Origin of the sequence: Pseudomonas sp. KCJK9111, from assembly GCF_046231935.1 — a bacterium.
Classification (GTDB): Bacteria; Pseudomonadota; Gammaproteobacteria; order Pseudomonadales; family Pseudomonadaceae; genus Aquipseudomonas; species Aquipseudomonas parafulva_B.
The window spans coordinates 1-12,958 of sequence record NZ_JBJJMO010000048.1; the positions used below are offsets into that span (position 1 = coordinate 1).

11 protein-coding genes are annotated in these 12,958 nt (G+C 63.8%); 9 read left to right on the forward strand and 2 right to left on the reverse strand.

The genetic code is table 11. The features are described 5' to 3' along the window. Nucleotides 1-53 precede the first annotated feature (53 nt). The 9 genes from ACK59L_RS15830 (at nt 54) to ACK59L_RS15870 (ending at nt 10,462) form a co-directional block, all read left to right on the forward strand. Nucleotides 54-959: a LysR family transcriptional regulator gene (locus tag ACK59L_RS15830; protein ID WP_196127851.1), complete on the forward strand. Its 906-nt coding sequence runs from the start codon at nt 54-56 to the stop codon at nt 957-959. Between the two features lie 177 nt (nt 960-1,136). Next, nucleotides 1,137-2,270 carry an acyl-CoA dehydrogenase family protein gene (locus ACK59L_RS15835; RefSeq protein WP_196136449.1) on the forward strand — a complete coding sequence of 378 codons (1,134 nt, stop codon included), beginning with the start codon at nt 1,137-1,139 and terminating at the stop codon, nt 2,268-2,270. Then, nucleotides 2,267-3,211, forward strand: a complete 945-nt coding sequence (locus ACK59L_RS15840) for a D-isomer specific 2-hydroxyacid dehydrogenase family protein (RefSeq protein WP_409274629.1) — start codon at nt 2,267-2,269, stop codon at nt 3,209-3,211. The genes ACK59L_RS15835 and ACK59L_RS15840 overlap by 4 nt, the downstream gene beginning before the upstream one ends. A gap of 18 nt (nt 3,212-3,229) precedes the next feature. After that, a complete protein-coding gene (locus ACK59L_RS15845; protein WP_100851182.1) occupies nt 3,230-4,024 on the forward strand; it encodes a class II aldolase/adducin family protein in 795 nt (264 codons plus the stop codon). 147 nt (nt 4,025-4,171) lie between these two features. Beyond that, the gene (locus ACK59L_RS15850) at nt 4,172-5,791 is read left to right on the forward strand and encodes an ABC transporter substrate-binding protein (protein WP_182138932.1); all 1,620 of its coding nucleotides are present in this window, start codon (nt 4,172-4,174) and stop codon (nt 5,789-5,791) included. Then, complete coding sequence (locus ACK59L_RS15855) at nt 5,788-6,738, forward strand: ABC transporter permease (protein ID WP_409274632.1); 951 nt, start codon at nt 5,788-5,790, stop codon at nt 6,736-6,738. The genes ACK59L_RS15850 and ACK59L_RS15855 overlap by 4 nt, the downstream gene beginning before the upstream one ends. Nucleotide 6,739: 1 nt before the next feature. Next, nucleotides 6,740-7,654: an ABC transporter permease gene (locus ACK59L_RS15860; protein WP_409274634.1), complete on the forward strand. Its 915-nt coding sequence runs from the start codon at nt 6,740-6,742 to the stop codon at nt 7,652-7,654. Continuing rightward, nucleotides 7,651-9,270: a dipeptide ABC transporter ATP-binding protein gene (locus ACK59L_RS15865; protein WP_409274636.1), complete on the forward strand. Its 1,620-nt coding sequence runs from the start codon at nt 7,651-7,653 to the stop codon at nt 9,268-9,270. The genes ACK59L_RS15860 and ACK59L_RS15865 overlap by 4 nt, the downstream gene beginning before the upstream one ends. A 91-nt stretch (nt 9,271-9,361) precedes the next feature. Next, on the forward strand, nt 9,362-10,462 hold the full coding sequence (locus ACK59L_RS15870) for an LLM class flavin-dependent oxidoreductase (protein WP_409274638.1): 1,101 nt from the start codon (nt 9,362-9,364) through the stop codon (nt 10,460-10,462). Between the two features lie 82 nt (nt 10,463-10,544). On the opposite strand, the gene ACK59L_RS15875 is transcribed toward ACK59L_RS15870, so the two are convergent. After that, complete coding sequence (locus ACK59L_RS15875) at nt 10,545-11,864, reverse strand: LLM class flavin-dependent oxidoreductase (RefSeq protein ID WP_409274640.1); 1,320 nt, start codon at nt 11,862-11,864, stop codon at nt 10,545-10,547. Nucleotides 11,865-11,873: 9 nt separating this feature from the next. After that, the gene (locus ACK59L_RS15880; RefSeq protein ID WP_409274642.1) at nt 11,874-12,830 is read right to left on the reverse strand and encodes an ABC transporter substrate-binding protein; all 957 of its coding nucleotides are present in this window, start codon (nt 12,828-12,830) and stop codon (nt 11,874-11,876) included. Nucleotides 12,831-12,958: the final 128 nt, after the last annotated feature.

The following is a 12,958-nucleotide window of genomic DNA, read 5'->3' on the forward strand; positions in this document are numbered from 1 at the left end:
ATCGCGATAATGCTGATGCCTTATTTTTTAACCTTCCAGGCAAGAGCCGAATCATGAAAATCGATGACATGGACGCGTTCGTCGCCGTCATGCGTTGCCAGTCGACCAACCTGGCTGCCGAGGCGCTGCAAGTCACCCAACCGGCCATCACCCGGCGTGTGCAGAACTTCGAACAAGACCTTGGCGCGACCCTGCTCGACCGCAACACCAAGCCCCTCAAACCTACCCCCATGGGGCTGCGGGTCTATGAACAATGCAAAGCGATCCTGCGCGAGATCGACTCGTTGCGCGAACTGGTAGCCAACGACGGCGCCCCGTCCGGGACGTTGCGCCTGGGCGTTCCGCAGACCCTGGGGGACGTGGTGTTGCTCGACGCCTTGGCGCAGATCCGCCAGGCCTACCCACAACTGCGCACCCAGGTCACCAGCGGCTGGGGTAGCAGCCTGATCGGGCGTATGGACAACGGCGAACTGGACGCTGCCGCCGCGTTGTTTCCCCCTGGCAAGATCTTTCCCGACGGGATCGCCAGCCAATCCATCGCACGTATGCCGCTGAAGGTGGTTGCGGCCAAGGGTAGCGCGGGCAAACGCAGTTACAAACTCAAGGATTGTTACACCCGCGGCTGGGTACTGAACCCCGATGGCTGCGGCTTTCGCGCGGGGCTGCAACGCGCCCTGAGCGAGCAAGGGCTGAGCCTTTCGATCAACCTGGAGACATTCGGCACTGAGTTACAGCTGGGGTTGGTCGCAAATGGTCAGGGGCTGGGACTGGTTCCGGAGCCCTTGCTGCAAGCCAGCCGGCACCGCGATTCGCTCGATGTACTCACCGTCAGTGATTTCAAGCCCCAGGTAGACCTGTGGCTTTTTCATCCTCGCTACCTGGGTAATCTTCAGGAGCCGGTAGAGTTGTTCGGCAACGTGGCCGGGCAACGTTTGCAGGGCTGCTATCACCCTGGCTGATCCAAACCTGAATCATCAGGGTGATGAAACTCAGCGCAAGATATACGTAAATCGCATAACTAAATTTGTATTAAATTCGATTGTCTGATAATTAGCATAGAACCAAAAAGACTTTTACAGCGTTCATCCATACGAATACGGTCTTAAGGAACACACCGTCATTCAGGGATGAAACCCATGAGTCACCCCTCAGGCAGCGCGCTCGCCGAGCTGACGCAGGCCCTTGCGGCCAATGCCGAGCGCTATGACCGCAGCGCTCGGTTCCCTCAGGACAATTTCGACCTGCTGCACCGCCACGGGCTGCTCGCCTACACAGTGCCGCGCCACCTTGGCGGTGGCGGTGCGGACCTGGCGAGCGCTCGCCGCGTGATCAGCGCAGTTTCCAAGGGCGACCCCGCCACCGGGCTTATCCTGGTGATGCAGTACTTGCAGCATGTCCGTGCGCATCGGGCAGCAGACTGGCCGGAACGCCTGCGTCACCGCATCGCCCGCGATGCCGTGGAACACGGTGCACTGATCAATGCGCTGCGCGTCGAGCCCGAACTTGGCACCCCGACCCGCGGCGGCTTGCCCGCCACCGTGGCGCGCCGCACGGCGCAGGGCTGGCGCCTGAGCGGGCGCAAGATCTACTCCACGGGCAGCCATGGCCTGACCTGGTTCCTGGTCTGGGGCCGCAGCGACGACGCTGTCCCTTTGGTAGGCGGCTTTCTGGTACACCGCGACACACCCGGCATCAGCATCGTCGAGGACTGGGACCACTTGGGCATGCGTGCCACCTGCAGCCATCAGGTGCATTTCGAGGACGTGCTGATCCCGCTTGATCATGCCGTCAGCGTCAGCCCGACGAACGCCCCGAAAGCCGAACTCGATGAAGACAGCCTGCTGTGGATGAGCGTACTGCTGCCAGCGGTCTACGACGCGGTGGCACAGGCGGCGCGCGATTGGTTGGTGACATTTCTCACGCAGCGCACACCGTCGAACCTGGGTGCACCTCTGGCGAGTCTGCCGCGTTTTCAGCAGACGATCGGGCGCATCGATACCCTGCTCTTTGCCAACCAGAGCCTGCTCGATGGCGCTGTCGCCGGGCACACCGCAGCCCACCATGCCGGGCAACTGAAGCAGTTGGTCAGCGCCAATGCCATCGAGGCCGTGACGCTGGCGGTCGAAGCGGCGGGCAACCCTGGGCTTTCGCGGCACAATGCCCTGGAACGGCACTACCGCGACGTGCTCTGCAGCCGCATCCACACCCCCCAGGACGACGTCGTCTTCAGCCAGGCCGGCCGAGCCGCACTGGCACAGGTGCAGGCATGAGCCATTCAACGATTGCCAGCCACCTCGACGCCCAGGCCAATCACTACCTGCGCAAGCAGTTACCGGGTCATCGAGTCATCGATGTTCCTCCCGGTCAGCTGAGCCTTGAAGTGGCCGCCGACGTGTTCATCCTGCGCCCGATCAATGTGCGCGGTCAGCGCATCGACAGCCCGCCGGTACAGTGGCCCTGGGGGTTGAAGTGGGTGCAACTGGTGTCTTCGGGCATCGACCTTTACCCCGAATGGATCTTTGGCGGGCCCCCTGTCACCAGCGGCAAGGGCGCCAATGCCGAGCAAGTGGCCGAGTTCGCGTTGGCACTGATGTTCGCCGCGGCAAAGCAATTGCCAAGCCTCTGGGTCAAGAACGCCGACTGGCGCCTTACCGCACTGGCGCCTTTGCGCGGGCGCACTTTGGGCATTCTGGGCTTTGGCAGTATTGGCCAGAGCCTTGCTCATAAGGCCGTGGCGCTCGGCATGCGGGTAACGGCCCTGAGCCGGCCAGGACAGCCTATCGCCCAGGTGCGCGGCGTGGAGCGCGCCAACGATCTACGACAGTTGTTCGCACAGAGCGACCACCTCGTGCTGGCCGCCCCACTCACCCGTGACACCCGTGGGCTGATCGATCGGCACGTACTGAGCGAGGCCCGCCCAGGCTTGCACCTGATCAATGTCGCCCGTGGCGGGCTGATCGATCAGCAGGCGCTGCTGGAGGCGCTGGACAGCGGTGTAATCGCCCGCGCCAGCCTGGATGTGACCGATCCCGAGCCGCTGCCCGCTGGCCACCCGCTTTATCACCACCCACGCGTGTTCCTGTCGCCCCACACCTCGGCTATTTCCGATGAAGGTTACCCGGCGTTTCTCGAAGCCTTCATCGCCAATTTCCACCGCTACCGCGAGCGAGCACCCCTGACCAATCTGGTCGACACCGCCCGTGGTTACTGATCACCGGAGAACACCTCAATGAGTTCACTGTCTGCCGTCAAGCCCACCGCCAACAACGTGCGCGACCGGGTCAGCACCGAAGAATGGGAGGTGCGTGTCAAGCTGGCCGCCGCCTACCGCTTGGCGGCCCTGTTCCGCTGGACTGACCATATCTACACGCATTTCTCCGCCCGCGTACCGGGGCCGGAGGAACATTTCCTGATCAACGCCTTTGGCTTGCTGTTCGACGAAATCAGCGCCTCGAACCTGGTCAAGGTGGACGTCGATGGCACCCTTATCGACGACCCGCTAGGCCTGGGCATCAACCAGGCCGGCTATGTAATTCACAGCGCCATTCACCGTGCCCGGCCCGACCTCAAGGCTGTGCTGCACACCCACACCCGTGACGGCGCAGCGGTGTCAGCCCAGCGCGACGGCCTGCTGCCCATTTCCCAGCATGCCCTGGCGTACTACAGCCGGGTGGTTTACCACGATTACGAGGGCGTGGCCCTGGACCTGGACGAGCAGCAGCGCCTGGTGGCCAATCTCGGTGACAGCAACATCCTCATCCTGCGCAACCACGGGCTGCTGACCGGGGGCATCAGCGTGGAACATGCATTTCGCGAACTGCATGGGCTAGAGCGTGCCTGCAATATTCAGGTGGCCGCCCAGGCCGGGGGCAACGATCAATTGCTGCATGCATCGCAGGCGGCCATTGCCAAGGTGCATGAGCAATCCAAGCGCTTTTCCGATGGCAAGGGGGAAGGCATCCAGCGGCATTGGGACGCGTTGATCCGGCAACTGGATCGCGAGAGCCGCGACTACCAGAACTGATCGCTCCAGGCTGGATGTGCCTGCGCTGGGGCAAGCTCGCCCGCTCAGGCGCCTCCATGTTCCGACGATCGACACGTTGTCAGTGGCGACCGGCTCGCTTGCGCATGGCCGGACACCGACGCACTCATCTCCTTGAAGGACCACGCAATGCCCCCACTGCACCACCTGTTCGCCTTCGGCGCCCTGACCCTGGCCCTCACTGCCTGCTCCCCCGGCAATGAAGCCAGTGCTGGCAAAACACTCAACATCGCCTTCTGGGGCGACAACACCACCCTGGTCAGCCTCGATCCCTTCCAGGTCTACTGGTTGGAGCACCGTGTGCTGCTGCGTAACGTGGCTGAGTCGCTCACGGATCAAGACCCCGATAGCGGGCAGATCATCCCTTGGCTGGCCAAAAGCTGGGAAGTCAGTGCCGACGCCCTGAGCTACACCTTCCACCTGCGTCAGGACGTCACGTTCAGCAATGGCGAGCGCTTTGACGCGCACGCCGTCAAAGCAGCCTTCGACAGCAACAAGGCATTCGCGGCTCAGTTGCCCGCCACCTTCGGCGCTACCTACCTGGCAGGCTACGACCATGCCGAGGTGGTCGATGACTTCACCGTGCGCCTGGTGCTATCGCGACCCAATGCAGGCTTTCTGCAGGCCACGTCCACCACCAACCTGGCTATCCTCGCCCCAGCTTCGTACCAGCTGACCGCCAAAGCGCGCTCATTGGGCAACATCATCGGGACGGGACCGTTCACCCTCGACCACTACACACCCGAAGTGGGCGCCCGCCTGGTCAAGCGCAGCGACTACGCATGGCCCTCGGCCAACGTACATAACCGGGGCGCTGCGCATGTGGACGCCATCAACATCAGCTACATCCCTGAAGAAAGTGTGCGAAATGGCCTGTTCCTTCAGGGCAAGGCCGACATCCTGTGGCCGCGCAACCCCTTCTCGGAGGTCGATCTCAAACTGTTCCAGGCCAAGGGCGCCACCATCCAGAGCCGGTCCTTGCCAGGCCCCGCGTTGAACCTCTACCCCAACACCCGTGACAACCGCCTGCTGGCTGACCGACAGGTTCGCCTTGCGCTGCAAAAAGCCATCGATCGCACCAGCTATGCGCATACCGTGTACAACGCGCAGTTCCCCGTCGTTAGCGGCGTGTACGACGTCACCACGCCGTACTTCAAGCCCCAGGCCAACAAGCTCGTCTATGACCCGGCTGGCGCTGAACAGTTGCTCGACGCTGCCGGTTGGCCCAAGGGCGAAGACGGTTACCGGTACAAGAACGGCAAGCGCCTGACATTGCGCTACAACCTCACCCCGGCCGAAAGCGCCGGTGACGTGCTGGTGCAGGACCAACTGCGCAAGGTCGGCATCGACCTGAAACTCAATGTACTGACCCGCGCCGAATGGGTCGCGGGTAACGCAGCAGGCAGCTATGACCTGACTTCCACCTACATGACCCGTGCCGACCCGATCATTTTGCAGACGATTCTTGACCCACGTTCGGCCAACAGCGCCACGCTGGCCACCAATACCTACGAGCCGCAGACCCTGACCCGGGCACAAGCGCTGTTCGACAGTGGCATCACCGCGACTGACGATGCGCAACGGGCCCAAGCCTACGGGCAGCTGCAAGACCTGCTGATCGACGAAGCCTCCGCCTTCCCGCTGTACGAGCGCGTCTGGCAAGCCGCCACCGCACCTCGGGTCAAGGATTTCCGCTGGACCGCCGAGGGCTTTGCGCTGTTCAGCGACATCGAGGTCAGCCAGCCATGAAGCGCTACCTGATCACCCGCTTGGCTCAGGCACTGCTGGTACTGTGGGGCGCGTACACCATCACGTTTTTCATCCTCTACCTTTTGCCTGGCGACACCCTGACGATCATGCTCAGTGCCTCCGGCATGGAGGCCGATGGCCTGTCACCCGAAGCATTGGCCAAGGCCCGTGCTTTCTATGGGCTAGACAAAGGCCTGTTCGAGCAATACATCGACCTGCTGTGGCGTGCCCTGCACGGTGATCTGGGGCAGTCGCTGTCGCTGGGGCGACCCGTTACCGCGCTGCTGGCCGAGCGCTTGCCGCAAACCTTGGCGCTGGCGGGCTCTGCCATCGTGCTGTCGGTGGTGGGTGGGGTCGGCCTTGCCTACCTGACCGCCTACCTGCAATGGCGTCCGCTCAAGACGGCACTCGCCCGGGTGCCTTCGCTGGGCTTTTCCATCCCCGTGTTCTGGATGGGCCTGTTGCTGATCCAGGTCTTCGCCTTCGCGCTGGGCTGGTTCCCGGCCACTGGCAGCCAAGGTTTCGCCAGCCTGGTGCTGCCGGCAATCACCTTGGCGATCCCCAGCGCCGCTGTGTATGCCCAAGTGTTGCAGCGGGGCTTTCAAGGGGTGTGGCAGGAACCCTACATCACCACCGCCTTCGCCAAAGGGCTCAGCCGCGCCCAGGTCCAGGCCCGCCACGGCCTGCGCAATGCCACGCTGCCGCTGCTGACCCTGATCGGCCTGCAGGTCGGCAACACGGTGTCCGGTGCCGTGCTGGTCGAGACCATCTTCTCGCGCAATGGCGTAGGCCGGTTGGCCCAGGAAGCCGTGCTGCGTCAGGACATACCGGTAGTGCTGGCGATTGTCGCGGTATCGGCGGCCGCGTTCGTGCTGGTCAACCTGATCGTCGATCTGCTCTACCCCTACCTCGACCCTCGCATCACCCCTACGGCCAAGGTGAACTGAGATGACCATGGATATTCCCCTGATCGCACCCGACGCCGCCTCAACCAGCGATGAGCCGTGCACACCCCGCATCTGGAAACGACGCACGCGGTATCAGCGCGTCCATCGCGCCTTGACACCGCTGTTGCGCCGCCCTGGCTTCAGCCTGGCGCTGCTGATCGTCTTGTTCGCTTTATCCGCCGCACTGGCACCTCAGTTGCTCACCAGTTTCGACCCCTATGCCACGGCACCCGCCGACAAGCTCACGCCCCCAAACCTGGTGCATTGGTTCGGTACCGACGAGTTGGGCCGCGACCTGTACACGCGGGTGGTGTATGGCGCGCGCCTGTCGGTGATGGCGGCATTGCTGGCAGTGGCCATCGCCCTGGTGGGCGGCCTTGGCCTTGGCGTACTGGCAGGGTTTGCCGGAGGGCACCTGGATGCAGCCCTGATGCGCCTGATCGACGTCTTGCTTGCCCTACCCGGCTTGCTGTTGGCGCTGGCGATCGTCACGGCCATCGGCTTTGGCACGGTGCCCGTGGCCGTTGCGGTGGGTGTCGGGATCATTCCTGGCTTCGCCCGCACGACCCGCGCCGAGGTGCTGCGCATCAAATCGCTGGCGTACGTCGAAGCGGCACGCCTAGCCGGCGCCAGTTGGTCGCGCACCCTGATGCGCCACGTACTGCCCAATGCGTGGGGCCCGGTGGCGGTACTGGCCACCCTGGACTTTGGCGCCGCGATCCTGGCCACCGCTGGGCTCAGCTTTCTGGGTTTCGGCGCAGCGCCGCCCGCTGCTGAGTGGGGCACGCTGATCGCCAACGGGCGCCATTTTCTCATTACAGCGCCGTGGGTATCCCTGCTGCCGGGGCTGTTCGTGGTGGCCGTGGTGTTCAGCCTCAATCACCTGGCGCGCAGCGCCGAGGAGCATGCCCGATGAGCCAGCAACCCTTGGTCAAGGTGCGCAACCTGACCATCAGCTACGCCGTTGCAGGGCAGCGCACCCAGGCGGTGAGCCAGCTTTCGTTCAGCCTGGCCAAAGGCGAAACACTGGCTATTGTCGGGGAGTCCGGCTCCGGCAAGTCGACCCTCGCCAACGCCCTGCTCGGCCTGCTGCCGATCAGCGCCCAGATCGAACAAGGTCAGTTGTGGGTAGACGGGGTCGATGTGGCCCAGGCTGACGAGCGCACCAGGCGCCGCTTGCGTGGGCGCACCATTGCCTTGGTGCCGCAGGATCCAATGGTCAGCCTCAACCCTACCCTGCGCATCGGCCAGCAGATCGGTGAAGCACTGGTGTTGGCCCGAGGCCGTCGTTATCCCGGCCTGGCCACAGACATTCAGGCCCTGCTGGCCCAGGTAGGTCTGGACCAGCCCGCGCTGCGCGCTCGCCAGTACCCCCACGAGTTGTCCGGTGGCATGCGCCAGCGGGTACTGATTGCCATCGCGCTGGCCGGCGAGCCCAAGTTGATCGTGGCTGACGAACCCACCAGCGCCCTGGATGTCACGGTGCAGCGACGGATCCTCGACCACCTGCAACACCTGACGGCCGAGCGCGGCATCTCGCTGCTGATCATCACCCATGACCTGGGCATGGCGTGCGACCGTGCTGACCGCCTGCTGGTAATGAAGCACGGCAAGCTCATCGAACACGCCTCGCCCAGGCAGATCCTCTGGGGCGCGCAGCAGCCCTACACCCGTGAACTGCTGGCGGCAGCGCCCGCCTTCGTGGCGCGACGCAGCGCCGTCTTGCCAACCGATAAGCCTCCCCTGCTTCGGCTGCACAACATCTGCAAACGCTTTGTCTTGCCTGGGCAGCCCAGCCCGTTCACCGCCCTGCACGACCTGAACCTTACCGTGCACGCGGGCCAGACCTTGGCCATCGTAGGCGAGTCTGGCTCGGGTAAAAGCACAGCGCTGCGTATTGCCTTGGGGCTGGAAACGCCGAGCAAAGGCCATGTGGAATTGGCAGGGCAACCTGTCAGCGCATTGAGTTGGCAGCAGTTGCGTCCCTTACGCAGGCGCATCCAGCTGGTGCAACAGAACCCGTTTGCCGCGCTGGATCCACGCTTCACCGTGTACGACAGCATCGTCGAGCCGCTGGTGTCGTTCGGCCTGGGCAAGGGTGAGGCACTGGAGCGCAGGGCGCGGGAATTGATCGCCAAGGTGCACCTGCCTGTGCATTTCCTCGATCGCCTGCCGCATGAGCTGTCAGGTGGCCAGCGCCAGCGCGTGGCCATTGCCCGAGCCCTGGCACTGGAGCCGGATCTACTGCTGCTGGACGAACCGGTCAGTGCCTTGGATGTGTCGGTGCAGGCACAGATTCTTGCCCTGCTCTCAGAACTACAGCGCGACCTGGGCATGGCCTACGTGCTGGTCTCTCACGACCTGGCAGTGGTGGCAAGCATGGCCGACCACGTGCTGGTGCTGCAACACGGGCAGGTCGTCGAACAGGGCCCGGCCGCAGAGGTGCTCGGCCGACCCGCCAGCGCCTACACGCGGGCACTGATCCAGGCCATACCAGGGCACTCGCGCAGCGTGCTGCCGGTCGCGATCTGACCACTGCGCCGCGCCCGTCCACTGCACTACCTAACGCCTGCCAAGCCGCATGGCTTGGCGTCTTCCCCACTGGAGCAGGAGTTTCAACCCTATGACCCTCGAATTCATCGGCCTGATCGGCCCTCAGGAAAGCAGTGAATCGCAAGCGCCCCGTGGCCCGCTTGTCGATCTGGCGTTTATCAAGGCATTCGCCCAGGCGCAGGAATACGCCGGTTTCGACAAAGCACTGCTGGCGGTCAGCACCAGTGCGCCGGACTCGATGATCCTGGCCAGCTACGTCGCTGCGCTGACCGACCGCATTGGCCTTCTGGTGGCGCATCGGCCTGGTTTTCAGGCGCCCACCTTCGCCGCCCGGCAGTTCGCCACCCTCGACCAGTTGAGCAGTGGCCGCGCCGCGATCAACGTGATCACGGGCGGCGACAGCGGTGACCTGCAGCGCGACGGCGACTATCTGGACAAGGATGCCCGCTACGCCCGCACCGACGAGTACCTGGAGGTGATGCACAACACCTGGACGCAGCGCACTGCCTTCGATCATCACGGCACCCATTACCAAGTTGAAGACAACCTCACACTGGTCAAGCCCGTCGGCAAATTGCCCGTCTACTTCTCGGGCGCCTCGGAGGCAGCGGTGGAAGTCGCGGCCAAGCACGCCGATGTGTACATGATGTGGGGCGAGCCACTGGCGCAAGTGCGCGAGCGCATTAGACAGGTGCGCAAGGCTGCAGCCCGCTACGGGCGAGAACATCACATTCGCTTCAGCCTGTCGCTGCGCCCGATCCTCGGCGCCACGGAAGCAGAAGCCTGGGCGCGGGCCGAGCGCATTCTGGCCGACGCCCAGACCACCATCGGCATCCGTCAAGGCAACCGCCGCGAAAAGAACTTCGGCAAGAGCAATGCAGGGTCCGAGCGCCTGGTTCAGCTCGCCAAGGAACGCAAAGTGCATGACACCCGGCTGTGGACCGAGATCGCAGCCCTGGGCGGCGGGGCCGGCAATTCCACGTCATTGGTGGGCACCGCCGAGCAAGTGGCCGAGGCAGCGCTGGCCTACTACGAATTGGGCGTGAGCACGTTCCTGTTTCGGGGGTTCGAGCAGCTGCGCGATGCAGTGGAATACGGCCAGGACCTGATTCCGCGCATTCGTCAGCAGGTGGAGCGATTCGAGGCGCAGCGCCAGGCACGCTTGGGCTAGGGTGTAGGCGGGTTCGAGCGCTGTCAAACAGTGCCCGACCCGCCTGGGCGTCATCCCATACCCGCGTGTGGGTGTTTAGGGTCTACCGGTTGAACCGCGGGATGGTCAGCCCAAGGCTTTCGCGCAACGTGCTGCCTTCATAAGCCGTGCGATAGATCCCGCGCTCTTGCAGCAACGGCACCACCTGCTCGGTGAAGCGTCGAAATTGCCCAGGGTGCCCGATGTAGATGTTGAAACCGTCCAGGGCCCTGGCTTCGAACCACTCGGCCATCTTGGCCGCTACGGTCGAGGGCGACCCCACGAACGCGCCCGGGCGCAGCTGACGCCCGAATTCCACCGCCTGGCGCAAGCTGAAGCCTTTCTCACGGGCTTGGTCGGCAATGCGCTTGGCGTTGGTGTAAAAGCTGCTGCGCGCGTAGTCCAGACTCCGCTGCGGGAAGGGTGCGTCCAAGTCGTACTGACTGAAATCATGCCACCCAAAATTGCGCCCGAACTCTTTGAGGGCCAGTTCGAAGCTGTGGTCGACCTGATGGTAGTGACGTTCGATCTCTCGGGCAGCTTCGTCGGTATCGCCTACGTAGATCTCCGCCCCCGGCAGCACCAGCAATTGCTCCGGGTCCCGCCCCAAGCGCTGGGCACGGCCCTTGATGTCCCGGTAGAACGCCTGCCCCTGCTCGATGCTGGCGGCGTGGGTGAACACCACATCGGCGGTGGCGGCGCCCAGGTCGCGGCCCTGCTCGGAATCGCCCGCCTGGAAAATCACCGGCTGCCCCTGGGGCGAGCGCTGAATGTTCAAAGGGCCCTCGACCGAGAAGTGTTCCCCTTTGTGATCCAGACGATGCAGCTTCGAAGGGTCCAGAAAACGACCACTGGCCCGCTCGCGTGGGAAGGCATCCTCCTCATAGGAATGCCACAGGCCTTGCACCACCTCTACATGCTCCTTGGCGCGGGCGTAGCGGGTGTCGTAGTCATAGTGCTCATCCAGGCCGTAGTTGCCTGCCGTGCCGGCATCGCCGCTGGTGACCACGTTCCAGCCGGCTCGGCCTTTACTGATCAGGTCCAGGGAGGCGAGCCGGCGGGCGACGTTGAATGGCGCGTTGTAGGACGTGGTAAGCGTGCCGACCAGGCCGATGTGGCGAGTGCTGACCGCCAGCGCGGACAGAAGCGTCAGCGGCTCCAGGCGATTGAGGTAGTGCGAGGGTGAACCTTCGGTGATGAACTGGCTGTCGACAATGAACATCAGGTCGAACAGCGCGGCCTCTGCCTGACGAGCGATGTCGATGTACCAATCAATATTGACGCTGGCGTCTGCGGGCAGCTCGGGGTCAAGCCACAGGTTATGCCGCCCCGGACCACCGCATCCCATGGTCAGCGCGCCGAGTTTGATCTGTCGTTTGCTCATGAGGAACCTTCAGTCAATTGCGGTCGAAGCGTGGCCCGCCAAGGCCGCACCAAACGAGGTATCGAACAGGTCTGCCGCCGGATAGGCCTTGATCAGGCCCAATCCTGCGAAGAACTCCACGGTCTTCTGCGCGTCGGCGATCACCTGCTGGTCCAGTGGCGCAAGGTCAGTGCGCGCGCGGGCGAACCATGCGCGGGCGATGTCTCGATCGGCGCGGGTGCGCTGAGCCCAGGCGTCGGCATAGGCTTCGGTATGGGCAGGGTCGCTCAGAGCCCACTCCCGGGCTTTTTTCAGGCGCTCGAGGAAGTCGGCTATCTGCGCACGCTTGTGCTCCACGGCCTGGCTGTTGGCGACCACGAAACTTTGCGCCGGTATCACACCCTCGGCGGTAGCCAGTACCCGAGCACCTTGGCGCTCCTGCTGGGTGACATAGGGCTCCCAGGTGGCGATCACATCCACAGCTGCGCCATCCAATGCATGGGAGGCGTCCAATGCACTGAGGTAGCGCAGCTGGAGGGTATCGCGGGGCACGCCGGCCTTGTCCAAGGCGCTGAACAGCAGTTGCTGGCTCCATGAGCCCTTCCAGATCGCGGCGCGTTTGCCGCGCAGGTCCTGGAGGCTATGTATCGGCGAGTCCTTGCGCACCAGGATGGCCACCCCTGCAAGGTTCTGCCGACTGACGGCGATCACCTTGATCGGCGCCCCCAGGGCGCCCAGAAACAGCGGCGGCGCATCGCCGAGCAAGCCGATGTCCAGGCTGCCGACATTGAGCGCCTCGGCCACCGGCGAGCCTGCGGTGAACTGCTTCCACTCCAGTGAATAGGGCAGGTTGTCCAGCACCCCGGCGGCTTCCATGACGGCGCGGGCGTTATAGCTTTGATCGCCCACGACCAGCGCCTGGGCAGCGGCGGCGAGGCTGAAGGTTGTGGCCAGCACGGTGGCTGCCAGATGTTTGAGATAGCGCACGTTCGTCTCCGTAGACCCATTAGGGGATGTGAGGCGATCCGCGCGTGCGGTCTGGCCGGCGGTCAGGTTATAGCTTCAAAGCATTAACATTCAGTTTTTTATAATCTAATGCGCAAATACCAGCTTGT